Here is a 22,229-nt window from a genome sequence, read left to right on the forward strand (position 1 = left end):
AGGGTCATGAAATACGCATTTCCCGATAACTTCTGGTGGGGCAGCGCAAGCTCCGCTCTCCAGACGGAAGGGACACGAGAGGGTGAAACCACGTGGGACTACTGGTTTGCCCGCGAGCCGAACCGTTTTCACAACGGCGTGGGACCGCAGCACACCTCCACGTTTTATCAGCACTGGAAAACGGACATTCAGCTGTTGAAGCAGCTGAACCACAACAGCTTTCGCACCTCGATTAGCTGGGCGCGCCTGATCCCCGACGGTATCGGTGAAGTGAACCCGGACGCGGTCGATTTTTATAATCAGGTCATTGATGAGCTGAATGAACAGGGCATCACGCCGTTTATCACCCTGTTCCATTTCGACATGCCAATGGCGATGCAGGAGATAGGCGGCTGGGAAAACCGTGACGTAGTGGACGCCTACGCCCGCTATGCGCAGATCTGCTTCGAGCTGTTTGGCGACCGCGTGCTGCACTGGTTTACCTTCAACGAGCCGATCGTGCCGGTGGAAGGCGGTTATCTGTACGATTTCCACTACCCGAACGTGGTGGATTTTCGTCGGGCGGCGACCGTGGCGTATCACACGGTGCTGGCCCATGCGAAGGCCGTTCAGGCTTACCGCGCCGGGCATTACGCGGGGGAGATCGGCATCGTGCTGAACCTGACGCCGTCATACCCGCGTTCGCAGAACCCGGCGGACGTGAAGGCGGCGCATATCGCGGATCTGATGTTTAACCGCAGCTTCCTCGATCCGGTGCTGCGCGGGGAGTATCCGGCCGACCTGGTGGCATTGCTGAAATCTTACGATCAGCTACCCGCCTGCAAGCCGGAAGACGGTTTCCTGATTGCGGAAGGGAAAATCGACCTGCTCGGCGTTAACTACTATCAGCCGCGTCGCGTGAAGTGTCGCGACAGCGCGGTGAACCCGCAGGCGCCGTTTATGCCGGAGTGGTTCTTTGATAGCTACGAGATGCCGGGCCGTAAGATGAACCCGTACCGCGGCTGGGAAATCTACGAGCCGGGTATTTACGATATTCTGGTTAACCTGCGCGACAATTACGGTAACCCCCGCTGTTTTATTTCTGAAAACGGGATGGGTGTCGAAAACGAGCAGCGCTTTATTGAAAACGGCCAGATAAACGATCGGTACCGCATCGAATTTATTTCTGAGCATTTAGCGTGGCTGCATAAAGGTATTAGCGAAGGCTGCAATTGTCTGGGCTACCATATGTGGACGTTTATTGATAACTGGTCGTGGTGCAATGCCTACAAAAACCGCTACGGTTTTATTCAGCTCGATTTGGAGACGCAGCAGCGCACCATTAAAAAAAGCGGAGAGTGGTTTGCCGCTACCGCCTTAAATAATTGCTTTGATAAAGAGTAAAAATGATGATCGCATTAGAAGAAGCCGTAATGGAAATTATCGTCAACGCCGGTCAGTCCCGCAGCCTGTGCTTCGAAGCGCTGCATGCGGCGCGCCAGGGCAACCTTGACGAAGCCAAAAGCCTGCTGCGTGAAGCCGATGGCTACGCGCGCCAGGCACACAAGATGCAGACCAAACTGATCGAGCAGGACGCGGGCGAAGCCCGCCAGCCGATGACCTTAATTATGGTGCACGCGCAGGATCATTTAATGAATTCGCTATTAGCGCGTGAATTATCTGAAGAGATTATTCATTTATATCAGAGATAGTCTATGGCGAAATAATTTAATGTAATACCTCTGTACCTAAAACTAGAAATCCACTTGTTCTGATGATAGCGACATATTCTGTCAGATCGGAGCGGGATGGTTATTGTCTGAATAAAATTAAACTATATTGAGATAACCATGAATACGATTAAAAAACTTCCATTAACCATGGCGGTTATCGCCGCGCTTTGTCCAATTTCCGTACTCGCGCAAGAATTTACGCAGGAGCAAATCGACGCCATTGTGGCGAAAGCGGTGGATAAAGCCCTGGCCGAGCGTCAGGCGAAAATGGATGCGGCGGTCGCGAAAAAAGCGGACGTCATCACCGAGCCGCAGAGCGCAGCGCAATCCCCGGACATGGCGATTCCGTTTGGCATCAAATTTACCGGCTACGCCCGCTACGGCGCACACTTCCAGGCCGCTGACCAGAAGTATGTGGCGGTGGACGGCTCCTACAACGGCGCGTCCGCGATTGGTCGTCTGGGTAACGAAGGCAACGGCGGGGAATTCCAGCTCTCCAAGGCCTTCAAGGGTGATAACGGCGCCATCTGGGACATCAACGTGATGATCGACCACTGGGGCGACGAAGTTAACCTCAAAAAAGCTTACGCCGGGGTGACCAACATTATGGCCTCCAACCCGAACGCCTACTTCTGGGCCGGTCGTGACTTCCACCAGCGTCCGCAGCAGGGCATCAACGATTACTTCTGGATGAACCACGATGGCCAGGGCGCCGGGGTGAAGAACTTCGACATCGGCGGCGTGCAGTTCGACGTGGCTGCCGTGGCGGCGGTGGAATCCTGTAGCCCGGAAGTGATGGAAGATGAAGCCAACCCGTCGCGCATCACCTGTACCGGCGGCTCCGGCACGGGTGACAAGGGCAACTACGCTGCCACCTCAAAAATCCACGGCATGAAGCTCGGCCCGATCGACCTGGAGCTGTACGCCAACTACGGTTTTGACTCCAAAGCCGTTGAGAGCGACGAGCGTCTGAACGCCTGGCAGGGCGGCGTGGTGCTGAGCCACACCAACGACAGCGGTGTGAACAAGGTGATCGCCCGCTACTCCGATAATTCGGACAACAGCGTGTTCAACAAAACCGAAGATCTGACCACGGTCTACGCCAGCTTCGAAGGACTGTATAAATTCACCCAGGCCACGCAGGTGGAGTACATCCTCGCCTTCCACGACTATGACAACAGCCGTGATGACACCGACAACCGTAAGAACTACAACGCCATCGTTCGCCCGATGCACTGGTGGAACGACGTTCACTCCACCTGGCTGGAAGCGGGCTGGCAGCACGTAGATTACGACAACGGCGGCGACAACAAGGGCTGGAAGCTGACCCTGTCGCAGAACATGTCTATCGCCATGGGGCCGGAGTTCCGTCCGATGCTGCGCTTCTACGTGACCGGCGGCAAAGTGGACAACGAACGCACCGCGCGCGTGAACAACACCAAAGATGAGACGCTGGACGACTTCAACGTCGGCGCGATGTGGGAGGCGTGGTTCTAAGGTCAACAACATGCCGGGTGGCGCTACGCTTACCCGGCCTACGGTTTTCCCCCTCTCCCCGTGGGAGAGGGCCGGGGTGAGGGCATCAGGCCGCACACAACCATGCTATGCTGTTGGCCAATTAACGACAACATAACAGGGGAGAACATGGGTTCCACACGCAAAGGGATGCTCAACGTCCTGATCGCCGCCGTTTTATGGGGCAGTTCCGGGGTTTGCGCGCAGTACATCATGGAGAAAAGCCACATTTCTTCGCCTTACCTGACCATGGTTCGTCTGCTGTTTACCGGCGTGATCCTGCTGACGCTCTCCTTCGTTCACGGCGACAAGATTTTCTCGGTCATCAAAAACCGCAAAGACGCCCTCAGCCTGCTGTTTTTCTCACTCGTCGGCGCGCTCACCGTACAGCTCACCTTCCTGCTGACGATTGAAAAATCCAACGCCGCTACGGCCACCGTGCTTCAGTTCCTGTCGCCAACCATCATCGTGGCGTGGTTCGCCCTGGCGCGGAAGAAGCGTCCCGGCATGTTTGTCCTGTCGGCGATTTTGACATCGCTTGTGGGTACCTTCCTGCTGGTGACCCACGGCGATCCGACGTCGCTCTCCATCTCGCCTGCCGCACTGTTCTTCGGTATCGCCTCGGCGTTTGCCGCGGCGTTTTACACCACCTATCCATCAACGCTTATCGCCCGCTACGGCACGCTGCCGATTGTCGGCTGGAGTATGTTGATTGCGGGACTAATGCTGACGCCGTTCTACGCCGGACGCGGCACCACCTTCGCCATTGACGGCGGCCTGCTGCTGGCGTTTTTCTACCTGGTGGTGATTGGCACCGCGCTGACGTTCAGCCTGTATCTGAAGGGCGCGCAGATGATCGGCGGGCCGAAGGCAAGCATTTTGAGCTGCGCCGAACCCCTGAGCAGCGCGCTGCTGTCGGTGGTTTTGCTGGGGGTGGCATTCACCCTGCCGGACTGGCTGGGAACGCTGCTGATTGTGTCGTCGGTGGTGCTGATTTCGATGGATTCACGCAGAAGGGTTAAGGCATCGGCTTAAGCGAATGTCCCCTCACCCCGGCCCTCTCCCCAAAGGGGCGAGGGTGAAAAGACAGCACCGAGCAGTCCCCTCTCCCCTACGGGAAGAGGGTTAGGGTGAGGGGGAAAATTGACTACTTCGCCTTAACCTTCCCCGCCACCAGCAGCGCGGTCAGCAGCATCAGCGTACCGGAGATCACCAGCGGTGACGTCAGCCCCAGATGGTCGAGCGCTACGCCGCCCACCGCCGCGCCGCAGGTGTTCGCCAGCTGGATCACCGCCACCTGAATCGACCCGGCTTTTTCCGCCTGATCGGCAAGCGAGCGGGTGATCCACGTCGACCAGCCCACCGGCACCAGCGCAAAGGCAAAGCCCCAGACAATCGCAATCGCCGATGCGACCCACTTGTCGCTGCCCCACAGCACCAGCACCGCGGCACTGATCGCCAGCACCAGCGGCGCACCCGCCAGCGCCACCTTCAGGGAGCGCTTCAGGAACTGAGACGACAGTGAGGTGCCGACGAAGCTGGCGATACCGAAGCTCAGCAGCACCAGCGTCAGGCCATCCACGTCAAAGCCCGCCATGGTCATATACACCGGGCGAATATAGGTAAAGAAGGCAAACTGCCCGGCAAAGGCCATGAAGATGGCGGTCATCCCCGCCAGCACGCCCGGACGCTTGAGCAGCGCGAACATGTTCTGTTTGTGGTGCGCCGCTTCACCCGGCAGAGACGGTAGCGCTTTCCACACCCAGATAATGCACAGCACGCCCATCACTGCCGCCGCGTTAAAGACGTTACGCCAGCCGATAATCCCACCAAGGAAGCTGCCCAGCGGCGCGGCAATCACCAGCGCAATAGAGACCGCGCCGAAGATAACGGACAGCGCTTTTGGCACGGTGCGCGCGGGCACCAGGCGCATGGTCAGCGAGGCCGACATCGCCCAGAAGCCGCCTAACCCCAGCCCCAGGCAGGCGCGACCCAGCAGCAGCAGGGTGAAGCTTTCAGCGAAAGAGACCAGCAGGCAGGAGAGCGTCAGCAGCACGCTGAACAGGATGACCACTTTACGACGGTCAATGGTGCCAATCGCCTGGGTGATAAACAGGCTGGCGAACATCGCCACAAAGGCGGTGACGGTAACGGACTGCCCCGCCACGCCTTCGGAAATGCCCAGATCCTGCGCCATCGGCGTCAGCAGGCTGACCGGCAGAAACTCAACGGTGATCAGGCAGGCGACGCAAAATGCCACGGAGAAAACCGCCGACCAGTTGGGGCGAGACACCTCTTTGGCCTGCGGCGGAGTCGTGGGCTGGATATGTTCTGTCATGGCATCACCTGAGATAAAAACGTGCGGAAAAGTCGCGCAGTTTATCATCAAAAGTGTGACGAATTTAACGATTTGACAACTTTTGCCGTTTTTAAAGATTCGGAAGACAGATCGGCGGTCACTGATACCTTTTCAGCATAACGAAAATGAAAATTCAGTAACCACAATTGAGGTGAAACAATCATAGCGTCTGAAAAGGAGAAACTATGAAAACACGTACTTTATCTCAAAATCTTACCGTCAGTGCCGTCGGCTACGGTGCCATGGGTCTGAGTGAATTTTATGGCCAGACTAATGACAAAGCCTCACTACAGGTATTGCATAGCCTTATCGATCTAAATGTGACGTTTATTGATACCGCAAATTTATATGGTCGTGGTCATAATGAAAGACTGATTGGTCATTTTCTTGCCGGTCTGGATAAAAGCACTCGTGAGCAGTTTAAAATCGCCACGAAGTGCGGCATCGATCGCTCTCCTGACGAGTCCTACGCCCGCACTATCAACAATACGCCTGATTATATCATCCGCTGCTGTAATGAGTCCCTAAAGCGGCTTGGCGTGGAACGAATCGACCTCTTTTATCTTCACAGAGTGAGCAACGCAACCCCGATCGAAGAGAGTATGGATTGTCTGCGCACCCTTGTTAAAGAGGGCAAGATCAACCACATCGGCCTTTGCGAAGTGTCGGCTTCAACGCTGCAACGGGCTCATGCGGTGCATCCGGTCACCGCATTGCAAACAGAATATTCTCTGTGGACACGAGACATCGAGGAAAACATTTTGCCGGTCGTGAAAGCGCTAGGTATTGGCCTGGTGCCCTACTCACCTCTTGGCAGAGGCTTCCTGACGGGAAAATACCTGAACAACAACGATTTTGCAGAAGGTGATTTCCGCAAGAATAACGAACGATTTGTTCAGTCCAGCCTCGATCATAATCGCCAGTTGCTCGATATCATTACCCCACTGGCGACAAAGTACGGCTGTACCGCAGGTCAGATTGCGCTTGCCTGGCTGTTAGCACAATACGATCGGCTGGTTCCCATTCCGGGTACTAAGCACGTCAACTATCTGGCCGAAAACGCGCGCGCTGCCGATACTGTGCTTGAGAAGAGCGATATCGAATCGTTGAACAACCTTCATCGCCGGGTAGCGATTAAAGGCGATCGTTATTCTGCCGAGGGTATGAAGGGCGTGAATGCCTGATACAGCATCTTGAAAATAAAAAACCGGGTTTCCCCGGTTTTTTTATATTCACAGATACGCCGTTAGCGATAAACGCTCAACGCGACGCCTTCCCCGCCGCCAACGCACAGTGCGGCAACGCCACGCCTGGCATCATTACGGATCAGGGAATGAACCAGCGTCACCAAAATTCGGCAGCCAGATGCACCTATCGCATGCCCAAGCGCGATTGCCCCGCCGTATGGATTGATACGATCCGGAGAAATCCCGGTCTGCTGAATCACGGCCAGCGCCTGGGCGGCAAACGCTTCGTTGGATTCAAGATGATCGACATCCTCAGGCTTCCATCCCGAGCGGGAAAGACAGTCGGCAATGGCCTGAATCGGGGCTGCACCCATTAATGCCGGCTGGATACCGGAATTGGAAAATACGCCCAGCGATGCCAGAACCGGCAAGCCACGCGCTTCGGCAGTCTCACGCGTACAAAGCAGGACCGCAGCGGCACCGTCATTCAACGATGAAGCATTTCCCGCCGTCACCGTACCCTCTTTTCGGAAGACAGGCTTCAGTTTCGTCAATTTTTCGATACTGGTTGCACGGGGTCCTTCATCCCTCTCCACGCTTATCGTTTCACCTTTTCGCGTCTGCCACTCAACAGGGATAATTTCACGCTCGAAAATGCCACGCGCCTGCGCTTCAAGCGCATTGTGGTGAGAGACAAGGGCATATTCATCCTGCATTTCGCGGCTGATACCAAACTCCGTCGCAACATTCTCTGCGGTGATACCCATGTGATAATCGTTGAAGGCATCCCAGAGCCCGTCAGAAACCAGGCTATCTTTGAGAGTAATATTACCCAGCCGCGTTCCGCTACGCGACGTCGTGGCGATATGCGGCGCGTTGGACATACTCTCCTGACCACCGGCGATAACAAACTCAGCTTCACCCGTCTTCAGCGCCTGCATGCCAAGATGGACCGCCTTAAGCCCGGACCCGCACACTTTGTTTACCGTCAGGCATTGCGTATCTACGGGCAATCCAGCATTCAGTGCCGACTGTCGGGCCGGGTTCTGGCCGCACCCCGCAGTAAGAACCTGTCCCATAATGACCTGAGAGATATGACTGGCTTCTACGCCAGATTCTTTCAGGAGCGCCTGAATGACGCGGCTTCCCAGGTCAGAGGCTGAATGCTCCGCAAGCGCGCCCTGAAATGCGCCCGTCGCCGTGCGGCGGGCTGCAATAATAACAATCTCGCTCATGCGTCACTTCCCTTCAGTCCTGGCAAGGTATGGCCCGTCGCGGCCATTGCCGCGCGGTATGCAGTAAGACCATTCATGCAGGCGGGAACGCCAGCATATACCGCCATCTGTATCACAATTTCAAGCAGCTCTTCCGGCGTCACGCCGGTATTGAGCGCGCCTCTCATATGCAGTTCTAGCTGCGGCATGGCATTACCCAGCGTCACAAGCGAGGCGACGGTCAACATTTCGCGCGTTTTGAGATCCAGTCCCGGACGACCCACCACATCCCCGAACGCATAGTCGGTAATCAGGGCGGGCAGCCCCGGGTCCAGCTCGCTCAGGCGGCGGGTGACTTTATCCGCGAGCCCCGCTTCAAGACGGTCCATAATCTCTCTGCCATAACGCGTGCGGTCATTAATTTGACTCATAAGATTTCTCCATACGGGATTGTTTTGCGGTCAACGTTGCCGGAATAACCGCGACAAGCAGAACGGACAGACCGATGGCCGTACCGGCGACGATATACAGGAGCGGCATTGAAAATGATGAAACCATCCAGGCACCGACTGACGCACCGATACCAATGGCGGTATTGAAAAACGAAACGTAGATTGCGGAGGCCGGGAAGGCTTTATCCTCTGCCATACGTAAAACCCACGTCTGGAAACCGACAAATATTCCTGATACGGCGACACCCCAGATAACCATACTTGTGAAGATCAACGCAGCAGAGAGCGAGGAACCAGACAGGCCCAGGAACAACAGCACTGCACAGATTAGCAGTACAGACAAAGAGACCGTCAGCTTGAGATACTTATCAATCAACACGCCGGTCAGGAAATTACCTGCAAGTCCCGCGATGCCGTAAACAAAAAGCACAGCAGGAATAATGGTGGTGGACAGTGAACTCTGCGTGTGTAGCCAGGGTTCAATGTACGTAAAGGCGGCAAAGTGAGCTGTCACAGCCAGCAAGGTTGCTGAGTAGATTTTCCATAATGTTGATGATTTCAGCACGCCTTTAAGCGCATCCAGCCCGAGCGCGCTTTTGCTGGTAATCCGGGGAACAAGAACGCTAATACCCACAAAGGCAATTACGCTCAGCGCGGCCATCAGCCAAAATGCCTGACGCCAGCCGAAGTGAATACCAATATAGTTGGATACCGGTACGCCAAAAACGCTTGCTGCGGAAACACCACCAAATACGATTGACGTCGCGGCCCCTATATATCTGGCAGGGACCATAGCCACCGCCGTCGCGCCGATCATCGCCCAGAATGCGCCGTGAGCGAGCGCACCCAGTACGCGGGCGCTAAGCAGCATGCTATAGACGTTTACCGTCGCAGCCATAACGTTAGAGACCAGAAGCACCACGGTGAGCACAAGTAAAAGCCGCTTTCTGGACACATTTCCTAAACAGACGGAGGCAAACAGCGCACTCAACGCCCCCACCCAAGCATAAAGCGACACGGTCATGCCCACCGCAGATTCCGAAGACTGTAGCCCCTCTGCGATTGGCGTTAATAATCCGACTGGCGCCAGTTCGGTGGTGACAATAGTAAAGGTTGAAATAGCCAGAATGAATAAAGCAAGCCATGACCTTAACGTCATATTTTGCGGAGAGAGTTCTGAAGTCATACTACTTACCTCAATAAGGATTTAAATAATGTGCCAATTTTTTTCAGTTGCATATCTGGTAAGCGCGGAATGCTTTCCCACACACACGGGATGGCCAGTGGCTTCAAGCATTGGAATATCCGAAAGATCGTCGCCGTAGGCATAACAATCCGCGGGGTTAATCTCTTTATCATCGCAAAAGGCTAAAAGCGCGTCTTTTTTACCTGTTCCAATTGTTTGAGGCAGGCCGATTTCACCCGTCAACTCACCTGCGTCATTTATTATCACCGGCGCACAGAGTACTTCCGTTACCCCAAGATATTTTGCAATAGGTGAAAGAATCGGAAGCATAGAGCCCGATATAAATACGGTATACATGTTCTGATTCTGATGTTTTTTAAGGGCTGAAACAGCACTCTCAATAAAAAACTCGCTTTCCAGCTTACGCCTGAACCACTTCTCACCCATTTCTTCCAGATAACGACAAGACACACCTTTAAACTGGCGATAATATTCTCGGTTCAGAGTCTCCCTTAGCACACCGTTTTTTACGTCGGCGCGAAAACGAGACATATAGCGTTGAAGACGATCGTTTTGATTATTTTCCCTGCACCAGAAATCATAGAAATCAAACATGCTTTTAATATTTATAAGCGTTTCATCAACATCAAAAAAAGCGGCATGTTTACGCAAACTTTATTCCTCGTAGTTTTTTCTTCGACTCTTAACAGGAAAATCTTTATCCTTCCCAGACACGCCTGCATCCGCCCAGCGGGAAGGGGCAATTTCAGAAACCACCACGGAAATTTTATCGAGCGGCGCACCCGTATTTTTGTGAACGGCAAATGTAATATCTTCCTGGAGTCTGATGATTTGATTTTCATCTTTCGCAGGCCAGGTCATAACATGAACAAATGGCATACTTTTCTCACTCTATAGTTGTAAATTCATCGAAGGAACGGCCTTTGAGTTTTAATTGGGCATGGATATCGCCACCAAGACCGTAAAAGCCAATTGCACCGCCGTAGCTCTGACGCGAGCTCATATAAAGTACGACTACGTTAATAATTCTGTTTCCTTTCCTCGCCGGAGCCGGAAAAGGATCGGTCAACTCTGCCCAATATTCGGCATTACCTTCGCTATCGGTTATAAATACGTTGGGTATTCCCAGCGGACCTGGCCTGCTCGGATCCTCCGAGGCTAGATCGTTTTCCCTGAGACTCATCACGGTGTAAACGCTATCCGGAACAAGGCTCCGGAACGAAAACGTGAACCTGGCTCGTTTCTTATCTTCGGACAATGTGACCTCAAAGGTGCCCTCTGCCTCTAGCCAGGCAGCGAGGGTCACTGGCTCGATCTCTCGCTTTCCATCGCTGCTTCGATAATCCGCGATATAGCCTTCATGAAGTGGCAGGCCAGGCCTTATTTCATTATTGGCCTGCGGCCGCTGTTCTGGGGAGAAAATCATCCGATAGTTGTTCATCGGAATGGGTAAAGGAAGAGTATGAAGAATGATGTCCTTCAACGCGTCCTGAGTCATCTTTTTCAGATCGCACAGAATGTTATAGGGTGCGACTTCCCCAAATGCCGGAAGCGGGCTGTCCGGAGAGACAATGACGCTTCGCCACTGCAGTCCATTATCTCCTGGCACCATGCCAACCACGACAAAATTACCCTTCCCGTCCATGACCTCCGCAGGGGGGTAAAGCGGCCCCTGCGTGGTAGCAGCCAGACGGTATTTCTGGCTACGCAATTCAGGCATGCGTTACCCCCTGAGTCACCCCTTGCTGCTCAACAATGGTCGCCTGCATGGCAACCTCAGCCAGAGATTTCTCTCTCTCTGTAATCAGGGCGGAAGGATAAACGGTGAACGAGACATCCATTGTCGCGCAAAGCGTTTGGTGCTGAGTGACGCGAACCTGAGCCTTGAAACGCCCCCGGCGGTCGTTAATATCTTTTTCAAGAAATTCAAAGTGGACCAGCGCCGGTAAAGGGAACAGGAAACTGGCGAAATTGATTGCCATGCTGTTAATGACGTAATAGCGTCCGCTTTCCTGTTGGTAAATAAATTCTTCGGTGACGCCAATAAAGGCCTGTCGGCTGGCTTCAACCAGGAGCATTCCCTGAATATGCTGCCCCGTCTGATGATCCGCCATCAATTCGCAACGCTCATCGATTAACAGCGGCATCGCATAAAGATCGTGGTTATGCTCAGCTTGTTCCGCAGGTCCTATAAGTACATTCTGTTCCAGTCTTTTATGGCAATAAGCATTTTTTTTGTCGCTAACCAGTTTTTCCAGAGAGCATATTTTCAACTTATTACCATGGATCGCATTTCTTGCCTGATTTGAAATTACCTTTCCAGCAAAATCCTTGCGCACGCCCTGCCCAACAATAATTTCATGTTCTTTATCAATGATATTCGCAGGGATTTGAGTCAATAATTCTAGCTGAGATATAGTCAGTACATCTTTACCATTGGCAAATTCATTAAATTTATCGCCAACAACTACCAACTTTTTACAGTTCATTCATTGTCCCTCAACAACAGCAAGCACGATAGATACGTGTATAAAGGCCGTCGTTACCGCCAGTAATGAAGTTATCGCCGGCCTGTTGAATAATTTCCTGATAACGCGCATTGGTAAATGCTTCTTTATATGCTGATTTATCGCCGTTGAATGAGGAGATAAACATTACACCCGGAACACCGCTGATCAGTGAATGAAACGCTTCGAAACTTTCAATCTTATCTTTGTTATCTCTTACAACATTAAAAATGGTTTCATCGCGCCACTGACGGTACTGCTGATAGTTATGCGCAGGCACTTCGACGTGTCGGAGTTGAATATAATTTGATTCTGGCAAGCTATTTTTATTATCAATTGGGGATTCAACAAACTTAAGCAGTTCGCGACGGATATCGGCAGAAAGAACCTCAGAGAAACGATGGAACATGGATTCCATTTCATTCTCAACCCATGCAATCTCTTTAATATCATTGAATGCGCGTAATTCCAACAACTCATTAACGCCGTTTTCTTCACAGGTATAGTAGCGAACGGTTTCACTGCTTTTTAAGGAAGTAAATTCTTTTTCAGAAAAAGTGTTTTTTAATGGGAAGCGTGATACCAGTACATATTTAGACGACATAATTACTCCGAGTATTGATTAAGTGAGGATTCGGATAGAAATTTATCAATACAGGAAACTATTGGAATTGTTAAATTTGTAATATATTTTTTGTATTACTGTTAAAACGGGTTTTGCTGCCAGCATTAAGCGTGTAATATCGAAATGGAAAAAGACGAAATACCTTTTCGCACTTAGGACCCACGTATGGCTACAGCAGAACATTTAATCAGCAATAACCTGCCCAGTATCAAACAATTACAATGCTTTCTCGCTGTTGCACATGAACTGAACTTTCGTAAGGCTGCCGAACGTCTGCGCATGACTCAACCGCCTCTGACGCGTCAGATAAAATGTCTTGAAGCGGTGTTGAAACGTCAGTTGTTCAGTCGCAGCACGCATGACGTTAGCCTTACTGAAGCAGGTCGAGCGTTGGTCGTTCAGGCAGAAAAAATACTCAAAGACATCAGCAGCTTAAAAGAAGACCCTCACTCTTCAGAAACGAGTCTGCGCATCGGTCTCACGCGCACGCTTAATTTTGAATATATTGAACCTGTAAATACCCAGCTTCAAAAAATGAACGCCGGAGATGACGTTGAAACGCCCGACCTGACGTCAGCACAGCTGCTGCAAAGCTTGTCTAAAAATATGCTGGATCTGGTGCTGACCGGGGAAAAAGGGACGGGTCATGAAGACATTGTTCAATACCGCTGGGTATGCCAGGAACCGTTGCTCATCGCAATGCCTTCTTTACATCCTGCCAGTCTGAAAGAGAAAGTCTCGCTGCAAGACATTAGCGATCTTCCACTTTTTTGGTTTTCGAGAAGCGCTAATCCGTCATTCTATGACAAATGCGAAAGCTACTTTGACACGCTGAAAACGCCGCTGAAGCGTATTAAAGAGCCGGATGATTCCCTCGTGATGCTAAGCCGTATCGCAAGAGGGAAAGGGTTTGCGCTGCTGCCTCAGTCAAAATGCACCTTCAATCAGGAGGGGCTATGCTATCGCGAACTAACGGACGATGAGGCAAAGAGATTAAATATTGATATCTATGCTGCAACTCGCCTCAATGAAAACAGAGAGGAGATCCTGAACGCTCAGAATATCTTGTGCGCCAAAAAGGCTTAATGCAGATAAAACACACCTTCTTCCGGCAGAAATAGCTGGTTATAGCGCAGCTGGAAGGCGTTCAGCTCCTGCGGATCGGGCTCCATTTCGCGCATAAAGCCAAGTGCCAGTCGAATTTGCGCATCGGTAATGGGTGCGGCAAGGCGGGCTTTACGCAGCATACGGTGCCAGGTATGCAGATTCTCTTCACTGCCGTCGACAATGCAGACCTGCCAGATGAGCAGCACCTGCGCCGCATTTTGCAGATGTGCCTCGTCGGGGCGCTCAAGGTAGCGGATAAACTCATTGCCCGGCGTTTTACCGAACTGATCGATCATCGACTCGACTGGCATCGGGGTGATGCCCAGCCGCTCGCTTAAACGTTTGATGGCGCGGCGGGAGTCTGAGGTCAGGACACGAAATCCAACCACAAATACCACGGCAAGCGTTGCCAGCATTATCCAGACCATGCGTTCTCCTTAGACTAGCCGCCCATCATAGCGGGAAACGCAGCGCGTCAACAGCGGGAACGGCCAGAATAGTGAACCGAAAAAAGCTGGATAATTGCGATGAAAGCAATCCCGCGCAGGCGTGGCTGCGCGGGCTGTTGCTGAAGACCCGTCAGCGCGCCTGAAGCCCTTTCAGCAGCGCGTCGTGGAAACGTTCAGGATCCTGCATCTGCGGCGCGTGGCCCATGTCGTTAAACTCGACCAGCGTCGCGTGCGGAATGCGCTCCGCCGTCTCTTTGCCCAGCACCGCGTAATTGCCGAGCGTCTTGCGGATCTCCGGTGGGGCGAGATCTTTCCCGATGGCGGTATTGTCCTTCGTGCCGATCATCAATAATACCGGCATCTTCAGCTCGCTAAATTCATAGACAACCGGCTGGGTATAAATCATGTCGTAGAGCAGCGCCGAGTTCCACGCCACGCGAGCTTTGCCCGGCCCGTTGTTCAGCCCGGCGAGCATAGTGACCCAGCGCTCGTACTCCGGCTTCCACTCCCCGGCGTAGTAGGTGTTTTTCTCGTACTGACGAATACCGTCGGCGCTGACTTTCAGCTCGCGCTGGTACCACTGGTCGACCGTAATATGCGGCACGCCGCGCGCTTTCCAGTCTTCCAGACCAATCGGGTTCACCATCACCAGCTGCTCCACCTGCTGCGGCCACATCAACGCATAGCGGGTTGCCAGCATGCCGCCGGTCGAATGTCCTATAACCGTCACGCGCTCGACGCCCAGCGTTTTCAGCAGCGCGTGGGTGTTATCCGCCAGCTGCTGGAAGGTGTACTGGTAATGCTCCGGCTTGGTGGATTTACAAAAACCAATCTGGTCAGGGGCGATCACGCGATACCCACCGGCCGACAGCGCGCGGATAGTGCCGTCCCAGGTGCCAGCACAGAAGTTTTTGCCGTGCATCAGCACCACGGTGCGGCCGTTGGGTTTTTCCGGTTTCACGTCCAGGTAAGCCATATCCAGAGGCTGGTTCTGCGAGGTAAAGGTAAAGTGTTTTACCGGCCAGCCGTAGTCAAAACCTTCCAGCTTCTCGCCGTAGGTGGGGGCATCCGCGGCCATTGCGGGGGACGCCAGCGCCATCAGCAGCGCAAGGCAGGACAATCGTCGGGTTAACATGCAAGCTCTCCGTTAGCAAAAGGGCTAAGGCTGCACGAAAGGCGGCAGCAAAAACACTGTAGAGCATAGAGAGGAGCAAGTGTGTAAAGCGGAGTAAAGGTAGGCCGTGCAAAATAAAAAAGCCCGGCATCACACACCGGGCAAAGAAGTTACCTGCACACTCAGGCTACTTTTAATTTCTGCGCACGATTCTCACGGCGGATCTTACGCTCTTCCAGCACCGCAACCATCGCCATCAGGACGATACAGCCAATCGCGGCGGCATCCAGCGCGGCGAAGGTGCCCGCCCAGCCGGTAAGGCCGAAAATCGGCGTGCCGTCGGCGATCATCCCCAGACCCAGTTTGGCGAAGCTGTCGCCGATCAGGTAGGCGAAGGTGCCCTTAATCCCATCGGCGGCGCCGATCGCTTTTTTCGGTACGAAGCCCACTGCCGCCACACCGATCAGTAATTGCGGACCAAACACCAGGAAGCCGAGCGCGAACAGGGACGCCAGGTAAATGTACTGGTTGCTGGCGTGCTGGTAGACGCCAAGGGTGGCGATAATCAGTGCCAGCGCGACGCAGGCCACCAGCGCGCGGCGGCCATTGGCGAGGTCGGAGAGCCATCCCCACAGCAGCGTGCCGACCAGCGCGCCCACTTCAAACAGGGTGAAGCCCTGAATCGCCACTTCTTTAGAAAGCTTCAGCTCCTGGAAGGCATACACTGTGGACCACTGGTCGATACCAATGCGCACCACGTACAGGAAGATGTTCGAGAAACAGAGCAGCCAAATCACTTTGTTTTTCAGCACGTACTCAACAAAGATCTGCCATTTGGACATCTCGTTTTCTTCGGTCTCTTTGTCCTCTTCGCTGATCTCTTCCCCGAACAGCTCTTCGGCTTTGCCGAGGCCGTACGATTCCGGGGAATCGCTGCCGTAGCGCAGGCCGATAAAGCCAACAATCAGGGCAATAATCGACGGGAAGATAAACATGCCGATGACGTGACCGTCGAACAGGTAGTTCGCGCCGAACAGCGCCACGCCTGCCGCACCCGCTCCGCCGAGGTTGTGGGAGATGTTCCACATGCCGAGGTACGACCCCCGCTTGCGGCGCGGCGTCCATTTGGTGATGGTGGAGTAGCTGCACGACCCGCCGGTGCTCTGGAAGAAACCGCTCAGGGCGTAAAAGGCGATCATCAGGAACAGGCTGACGGAGCCCGCGCCCATGCTGGCGCTGAAGCCGAGCATACAGATGGCAGAGAGGATCAGCATAAACGGCAGGAACTGCTTGGTGTTTTTGCCGTCCGCATAGTAGGAAACGACGGTTTTACCCACGCCATAGGTGATGGAGAAGCCCAGGCCAATCATCCCCAACTGCGTCATGCTCAGCCCGTAGGTGGAGATCATGTCGTTCTGCGCGATGTTAAAGTTTTTGCGGATCAGGTACATAGTCAGGTAGCCGATGAAGACCACCAGATAGGACTGCATGAACGGTTTGAACCACATTTTGCGCCGCACGTCGAGCGGCAGATCCAGGGTCGGCTTGCGCACCTGATTTAAGAAGGCCAGCATGACTGAGTTACTCCTGAGCTGATTTTTGCAGCATTGTAAAAACCAGCCAGGAGAGATGCCTGAGACAGCGTCCAGGTGAAACCGGGAAAATTTCTTAGTTTTGCGCGACTCGGCAGCAAAAGGTGAGGCGCGTCACGCTTCGCGCGGTGCCTGCGCGTGCAAAAACGGCAGCAACAGCAGGGCGGAGATGCCCGCCGCGATGGCGATCACTGCGAAGAACCCGCTCCAGTGCCAGATGTCGATCACCCGCGCCAGCGGCCAGCCGGAGAGCGATGCGCCGAGGTAGGCAAACAGCCCGACAAAGCCCGTCGCCGCGCCTGCCGCCTCTTTGTGGGAGCACTCTGCCGCCGCCATGCCGATCAGCATCTGCGGGCCAAAGACGAAAAAACCGATGGTGAAGAAGCACGCCGCCTGCATCACGTAGCTGGCGAACGGCATCAGCCACAGCGAGCCGACGGAGAGCAAAATTCCGGCGGCGAAAATCAGGTTCATCGGCCCGCGGTTGCCGTTGAAGAGCTTGTCCGAGCCCCAGCCCGCCACCAGCGCGCCGATAAACCCGCCCAGTTCAAACATGGTCACCGCCGAGTTGGCGGTCACCAGATCCACACCGAGCGTCTCGGACATGTACAGGTTGCCCCAGTCGTTGATGGCCGCGCGCACCACGTAGACCAGCACGTAGCAGAGCGACAGCAGCCAGATGTAGGGGTTTTTCAGTACGTATTTGGTGAGGATCTGCTGGCGGGACAGCCCGGCCCCCTCCTGCTGCTGGGCGATCTCCATCTCGTCGTGCCGCCAGTCGCCCACCGGTGGAAGGCCGACGGCTTGCGGCCTGTCGCGCAGGCGCCAGCAGAGGAACAGCCCGGCGATAATTGCCAGGCCACCGGCAATCATCATCCCCGCACGCCAGCCGTAGTGCAGCGCGGCAGCCCCCACCACCATCGGGATCAGCGCCCCGCCGACGTTATGCGCGGTATTCCATATCGCCCACCAGCCGCCGCGCTCGTTGCGTGAGTACCAGGCGGTGAGCAGGCGGGTGCAGACCGGCGCGCCCCAGCCCTGGAAAAAGGCGTTCAGCGCCCACAGCAGGGCGAAGGCCCACAGCGAGGTGGAGAAGCCAAACAGGATGTTCACCACCCCGGTGGCGATCAGCCCAACGCCCATGAAATAACGCGCGTTGGAGCGGTCGCTGACGATGCCGGAGAAGAACTTCGACAGACCGTAGGTGATGTAAAACAGCGTCGCCAGCAGGCCGATATCGGTGCGCGCCATCACGCCGCTGGCGAGGATCTCCGGCGCGGCGGCGTTGAAGCTTTTGCGGGTGAAGTAGAACAGCGCGTAGCCGAGCCAGATAGTGACCAGGATATGACGTCGCCAGTAGCGATAGCGGGCGTCGATTTCCGCTTTGTTGCCTAGCGGGGCGGCGCTGGCGGGGGTTTTAAACATGGTGCGTCCTTAACGGCAAACTGACGCTGACGCGCGTCCCGTGGGTGCAGGAGATTGTCAGCGTGCCGCCGAGCGCCTTCACGCGCTCGCGCATGCCCGCCAGGCCAAAGCCCTGTTGGCCGGATCCCGGCGGCAGGCCGCAGCCGTCGTCTTCAATCACCAGCATCAGGCGCTCGTCCTGCTGCCAGCCCTGGATCGTGACCGCGCTGGCACTGGCGTGTTTGACGATGTTGTTCAGCCCCTCCTGACAGACGCGGAACAGCGTCACGCGCTGACCTTCGCTCAGGATAGCTTCATTGATGCGCCAGTCGAGATGGCTGACTATCCCGCGGCTTTCCAGCTCCATCTCGCGCATCAGGGAACGCACCGCCTGCTCCAGGGACAGATCGTCAAGCTGGCGCGGGCGCAGCCGCCCTAACAGGCGGCGAACGGAGTCATAGACACCCAGCGAAAGCTGTTCGATATGCGCCCCGCCCTGCTTCACACCCGCGTTTTCTGCCGCCAGGCGCTGGACAATGCCCGCCTGGGTGCGGATGGCGGTGATGGTCTGGCCGATGTCATCGTGCAGCTCGCGGGCAACCTCCTGGCGCACGCTCTCTTCCGTCTCCAGCAGACGCTCCGCCAGACGGCGATTGCGCGCCAGCTCGGCTTGCAGAGACTGGTTCAGCTCGCGCAGGCGCTGGATGCCCGCCCCCAGCAGCAGCCCGGTCAGGCTCTGGGCCAGCAGCGAGAGCAGCAGATCTACCGGATGATCGTGCCAGGTCTGGCTGGCGATCAGCGCGATGGCGTTCATCAGGGTCGCGATCAGCGCCCCCTGCCAGCCGTAGTGCCAGGCGAGGGCGATGATCGGCAGCGCCAGACAAAACGGCGTGAAGCGTGATAATTCAGCGGGCAGACCAAGCTGCAACCACAGGCTCACCACAAACAGCAGCAGATACCAGATCAGGTGCCGGGCGCGCCAGTTCACCGGCTGGGAGACCAGCGCCGGGCCGAGCGGCTGCCAGACGGTGCTGGTGAGGTAGTGCCAGAAAACCAGGCAGGTCGGTGCCAGCGTCAGGCCGCCGGTGAGGGTCAGCAGCAGGGCGTTGAGCCCCTCCTTTTCGCCCACCCACGGCAGGGACTGCAACAGCGCGGCGGCAATCAGCGCCGCCCCCTGACGCAGCAGCGTGCGCCAGTCGCGCTGGTGACGGTAGCGGGAAATCAGGGCGACCGGGATAAGCGTGAGCAGGCTTCCGGTCATCAATAAGGGCAGATGCGCCAGCGCCACTTCCTGCGCCAGCCAGATCAGCATCAGCCACTCTGCACCGAGCAAAACGGGCCAGTATCCGCGCGGGCACTGAAGCATCAGTCCCAGACGCAGGCCAAAGGGGAAAAGCAGCACCGCCAGCTCCGGGCGTTCCACCAGATGCAGGCTGATGCTCCACAGGCAGAACCATGCGGCGGAGAAGATAAAAAAGCTGGCGACGACGGCGATCAGCCGTGAAAAAACGGGGCTCATTGCCAGCTGTCAAACATACGGCGCGCCAGCTCGACATCGTTACTGACGTTGAGTTTTTCCATCAGGTTGGCGCGATGAACGTGCACGGTTTTCGGGGACAGATCCAGCTCCGCGGCAATCTCTTTCACCGACATGCCTTGGGCAAGTTTCTCTGCCACCTGACGCTCGCGTCTGGTGAGCGGATCCTGCCGTCCCGCCGCCAGCTTGATGGCGATATCCGGCGTCAGGTAGCAGCCGCCGGTGGAGACGGTGCGCACGGCGGCAATCAGCTCGTCGGGGCTACAGCGTTTAGAGAGGAAGCCGCGCGCGCCCGCGTTGAGCGCCTGCTCGACCAGCGCCGGGCTGTCGTGGACGGAGAGCATAATGGTCGCCATCCCTTTCGGCAGCTGGCTTAACAGCTCCAGCCCGGAGAGATCCGGCATTGAGATGTCGCAGATACAGACCTGCACCCCGCGTCCCGGCAGGCCCGCCAGCGCCTCGCGACCGGAGCCAAACTCGGCCACGACCTGAAAATCCGGTTCGAGGTTTAAAAGCTGGGCAAAGCCGGAGCGGACGATAAGGTGGTCGTCGATAAGGGCGATGGTGGTCATGGTTTGATCCTGATGCGTGAACACGCCGGATGGCGGCGTAAACGCCTTATCCGGCCTACGTGTAGCGTCCTTGCAGGCTGGATAAGCGCAGCGCCATCCGGCAAAAGCCTTTTACCTTAAGTGATTTACTCGAAAAACACCGCAATTTTGTTAAACATGGTGGGATCGGACTGGTTGCGCGCCACGTTGGTGACGTCCTCCAGCTTGTCGATCTGCGCCATCATCTGCTCCAGACGCTGGTCGTCGTTCACCAGTAGCCAGATGCGGCTGTGCTCGCTGCCCTGAATCGGCAGGCACAGAATGCCTTCCACGTTAAACGCCCGTCGGGCAAACAGCCCGCAGACGTGGGTCATGACGCCAGGGTGGTTGCGGACGGTGAGTTCCAGAATGACGTTATCATGTTGTTTCTGCATGGCTTATTCCCCCACCATCTCAGTATTGGCCGCACCCGGCGGCACCATCGGATACACTTTTTGTTGCGCGTCGATACGCACGTGGATCAGCGCCGGGCCAGGGCGAGAAATCGCATCCTGCAACGCCGCGTGGGCATCTTCTTCGGCGTTCAGATCGCAGGTGTGCAGGCCAAAACCAGCGGCAATCTGCATGAAGTTGATCATCCCCGGATAGGTCGCCGCAAACACGCCCTGCTTGTAGAACAGGCTCTGCTGCTGGTGTACCAGGCCCAGCGCCTCGTTGTTCATCAGAATGATTTTGACGTCTAACTGGTTTTCGGCTGCGGTGGCCATCTCCTGAATGTTCATCATCAGGCTGCCGTCACCGGAGAAGCAGATCACCTTACGGTCCGGGTTGGCGAGCGCCGCGCCAACCGCTGCTGGCAGGCCGAAGCCCATGGTGCCAAGGCCGCCGGAGGTCAGCCACTGGCGCGGGCGGTTAAGCGGATACGCCTGTGCGGTCCACATCTGATGCTGGCCGACGTCGGTAGTGATAATCGCGCTGTCATCCACGCAGGCGGCAACGGCGTTGATAAGACCATAGTGGCTCAGCGGGTCACCCTCGGTTGGGATAGCGCCCGGGAACTCGCGTTGCAGATCGGCTACCAGCTGGCGCCAGTCGGCGCGGTCGTTTGCCTCCGTCTGTGGGATCAGCTGTGCCAGCACCTCGGCCACGTCGCCCTGAATCGCCACGTGCGGCTGCTTGATTTTACCCAGCTCGGCGCGGTCGATATCCACGTGAATGATTTTGGCGTTCGGGCAGAACTCCTCGGTTTTGCCGATCGCCCGGTCATCAAAACGCGCCCCCATAACAATCAGCAAATCCGCCTCTTGCAGGATGTAGTTGGTGCTGCGCGCGCCGTGCATGCCCAGCATCCCTAAAGACAATGGGTGCGCTTTTGGCAGCATGCCGAGCGCCATCAGGGTCATGGTGGTAGGTAAATTAGCTTTTTCAGCGAACTGTCGAATTTCATCCGCGGCGTTGATCGCCCCGCCGCCCAGATAGAGCACCGGGCGTTTCGCCGCGTTAATCATGGCGGCGGCGTCGCGCACGCTCTCAGCGCTGAATTCCGGCGCCGGGGCACGCTCGCCCGGCTCCGGCAGCACGTCGATCTCAATTTCTGCGGTCTGGACATCCTTAGGAATGTCTATCCACACCGGACCCGGGCGGCCAGACTGGGCAATGCGAAACGCATCGCTGATCACCTGAGGCAGCTCGCTGAT

General features: G+C 55.6%; 23 protein-coding genes. 6 read left to right on the forward strand and 17 right to left on the reverse strand.

Features of this window, described 5'->3' with window-relative positions; genetic code table 11:
• Window positions 1-6 precede the first annotated feature (6 nt).
• The 4 genes from ACOTX2_RS18125 (at window position 7) to ACOTX2_RS18140 (ending at window position 4,262) form a co-directional block, all read left to right on the forward strand.
• Window positions 7-1,383 carry a glycoside hydrolase family 1 protein gene (locus ACOTX2_RS18125; protein ID WP_063148195.1) on the forward strand — a complete coding sequence of 459 codons (1,377 nt, stop codon included), beginning with the start codon at window positions 7-9 and terminating at the stop codon, window positions 1,381-1,383.
• A 5-nt stretch (window positions 1,384-1,388) separates the two neighbouring features.
• Window positions 1,389-1,691 carry a PTS lactose/cellobiose transporter subunit IIA gene (locus ACOTX2_RS18130; RefSeq protein WP_014168006.1) on the forward strand — a complete coding sequence of 101 codons (303 nt, stop codon included), beginning with the start codon at window positions 1,389-1,391 and terminating at the stop codon, window positions 1,689-1,691.
• A 138-nt stretch (window positions 1,692-1,829) separates the two neighbouring features.
• Window positions 1,830-3,209 carry a carbohydrate porin gene (locus ACOTX2_RS18135; RefSeq protein WP_022646562.1) on the forward strand — a complete coding sequence of 460 codons (1,380 nt, stop codon included), beginning with the start codon at window positions 1,830-1,832 and terminating at the stop codon, window positions 3,207-3,209.
• A gap of 147 nt (window positions 3,210-3,356) precedes the next feature.
• Window positions 3,357-4,262 (forward strand): EamA family transporter, encoded by a 906-nt coding sequence (locus tag ACOTX2_RS18140; protein ID WP_023298973.1) that lies wholly within the window; start codon window positions 3,357-3,359, stop codon window positions 4,260-4,262.
• Between the two features lie 112 nt (window positions 4,263-4,374).
• Here the strand turns inward: ACOTX2_RS18140 and nepI are convergent, their stop codons facing one another.
• A complete protein-coding gene (gene nepI, locus ACOTX2_RS18145) occupies window positions 4,375-5,565 on the reverse strand; it encodes a purine ribonucleoside efflux pump NepI (RefSeq protein WP_023298972.1) in 1,191 nt (396 codons plus the stop codon).
• Window positions 5,566-5,771: 206 nt separating this feature from the next.
• Between nepI and ACOTX2_RS18150 the strand changes: the two genes are divergently transcribed.
• Window positions 5,772-6,770 (forward strand): aldo/keto reductase, encoded by a 999-nt coding sequence (locus tag ACOTX2_RS18150; protein WP_045308246.1) that lies wholly within the window; start codon window positions 5,772-5,774, stop codon window positions 6,768-6,770.
• Between the two features lie 62 nt (window positions 6,771-6,832).
• Here ACOTX2_RS18150 and ACOTX2_RS18155 read toward each other — a convergent pair whose 3' ends face one another.
• Genes ACOTX2_RS18155 through ACOTX2_RS18190 form a run of 8 tightly spaced genes read right to left on the reverse strand, consistent with a single transcriptional unit; the run spans window position 6,833 to window position 12,757 of the window.
• Entirely contained in the window at window positions 6,833-8,008 is a 1,176-nt protein-coding gene (locus ACOTX2_RS18155; RefSeq protein WP_045308247.1) for an acetyl-CoA C-acetyltransferase, read from the reverse strand.
• On the reverse strand, window positions 8,005-8,418 hold the full coding sequence (locus tag ACOTX2_RS18160; RefSeq protein WP_028014973.1) for a carboxymuconolactone decarboxylase family protein: 414 nt from the start codon (window positions 8,416-8,418) through the stop codon (window positions 8,005-8,007). Before ACOTX2_RS18160 ends, ACOTX2_RS18155 begins: the two co-directional genes overlap by 4 nt.
• On the reverse strand, window positions 8,405-9,625 hold the full coding sequence (locus ACOTX2_RS18165) for an MFS transporter (protein ID WP_063148196.1): 1,221 nt from the start codon (window positions 9,623-9,625) through the stop codon (window positions 8,405-8,407). Before ACOTX2_RS18165 ends, ACOTX2_RS18160 begins: the two co-directional genes overlap by 14 nt.
• A gap of 21 nt (window positions 9,626-9,646) precedes the next feature.
• Window positions 9,647-10,297 (reverse strand): HAD family hydrolase, encoded by a 651-nt coding sequence (locus tag ACOTX2_RS18170; RefSeq protein WP_063148197.1) that lies wholly within the window; start codon window positions 10,295-10,297, stop codon window positions 9,647-9,649.
• A 3-nt stretch (window positions 10,298-10,300) separates the two neighbouring features.
• On the reverse strand, window positions 10,301-10,525 hold the full coding sequence (locus tag ACOTX2_RS18175) for a 2-hydroxymuconate tautomerase (protein ID WP_045308251.1): 225 nt from the start codon (window positions 10,523-10,525) through the stop codon (window positions 10,301-10,303).
• Between the two features lie 7 nt (window positions 10,526-10,532).
• Entirely contained in the window at window positions 10,533-11,366 is an 834-nt protein-coding gene (locus ACOTX2_RS18180; protein ID WP_045308252.1) for a hypothetical protein, read from the reverse strand.
• Window positions 11,359-12,135, reverse strand: coding sequence for an AfsA-related hotdog domain-containing protein (locus tag ACOTX2_RS18185; protein WP_045308253.1), 777 nt, complete (start codon window positions 12,133-12,135; stop codon window positions 11,359-11,361). Before ACOTX2_RS18185 ends, ACOTX2_RS18180 begins: the two co-directional genes overlap by 8 nt.
• Window positions 12,136-12,145: 10 nt before the next feature.
• Window positions 12,146-12,757 (reverse strand): hypothetical protein, encoded by a 612-nt coding sequence (locus ACOTX2_RS18190; RefSeq protein WP_045308254.1) that lies wholly within the window; start codon window positions 12,755-12,757, stop codon window positions 12,146-12,148.
• A gap of 186 nt (window positions 12,758-12,943) precedes the next feature.
• Here ACOTX2_RS18190 and ACOTX2_RS18195 point away from each other — a divergent pair, with 186 nt between their 5' ends.
• Entirely contained in the window at window positions 12,944-13,864 is a 921-nt protein-coding gene (locus tag ACOTX2_RS18195; RefSeq protein WP_045308255.1) for a LysR family transcriptional regulator, read from the forward strand.
• Here the strand turns inward: ACOTX2_RS18195 and ACOTX2_RS18200 are convergent.
• The 8 genes from ACOTX2_RS18200 to ACOTX2_RS18235 form a co-directional block, all read right to left on the reverse strand.
• Window positions 13,861-14,313, reverse strand: a complete 453-nt coding sequence (locus ACOTX2_RS18200; protein WP_014830062.1) for a DUF1198 domain-containing protein — start codon at window positions 14,311-14,313, stop codon at window positions 13,861-13,863. The two genes, ACOTX2_RS18195 and ACOTX2_RS18200, sit on opposite strands and share 4 nt — an antisense overlap.
• A gap of 151 nt (window positions 14,314-14,464) precedes the next feature.
• A complete protein-coding gene (locus ACOTX2_RS18205; protein ID WP_058677100.1) occupies window positions 14,465-15,469 on the reverse strand; it encodes an alpha/beta fold hydrolase in 1,005 nt (334 codons plus the stop codon).
• Between the two features lie 161 nt (window positions 15,470-15,630).
• Window positions 15,631-17,022 (reverse strand): hexose-6-phosphate:phosphate antiporter, encoded by a 1,392-nt coding sequence (gene uhpT / locus ACOTX2_RS18210; RefSeq protein ID WP_023298970.1) that lies wholly within the window; start codon window positions 17,020-17,022, stop codon window positions 15,631-15,633.
• Window positions 17,023-17,154: 132 nt separating this feature from the next.
• Window positions 17,155-18,465, reverse strand: a complete 1,311-nt coding sequence (locus tag ACOTX2_RS18215; RefSeq protein WP_063148198.1) for an MFS transporter — start codon at window positions 18,463-18,465, stop codon at window positions 17,155-17,157.
• Window positions 18,458-19,963, reverse strand: coding sequence for a signal transduction histidine-protein kinase/phosphatase UhpB (gene uhpB / locus ACOTX2_RS18220; protein WP_048966212.1), 1,506 nt, complete (start codon window positions 19,961-19,963; stop codon window positions 18,458-18,460). Before uhpB ends, ACOTX2_RS18215 begins: the two co-directional genes overlap by 8 nt.
• Complete coding sequence (gene uhpA / locus ACOTX2_RS18225) at window positions 19,960-20,553, reverse strand: transcriptional regulator UhpA (RefSeq protein ID WP_022646555.1); 594 nt, start codon at window positions 20,551-20,553, stop codon at window positions 19,960-19,962. Before uhpA ends, uhpB begins: the two co-directional genes overlap by 4 nt.
• A gap of 125 nt (window positions 20,554-20,678) precedes the next feature.
• On the reverse strand, window positions 20,679-20,966 hold the full coding sequence (ilvN, locus tag ACOTX2_RS18230) for an acetolactate synthase small subunit (RefSeq protein WP_008500144.1): 288 nt from the start codon (window positions 20,964-20,966) through the stop codon (window positions 20,679-20,681).
• A gap of 3 nt (window positions 20,967-20,969) precedes the next feature.
• The coding region (locus tag ACOTX2_RS18235) for a thiamine pyrophosphate-dependent enzyme (protein ID WP_421625955.1) at window positions 20,970-22,229 on the reverse strand (1,260 nt) is incomplete at its 5' end.

Source organism: Enterobacter cloacae complex sp. IR5412 (assembly GCF_049237385.1).
GTDB lineage: Bacteria > Pseudomonadota > Gammaproteobacteria > Enterobacterales > Enterobacteriaceae > Enterobacter > Enterobacter intestinihominis.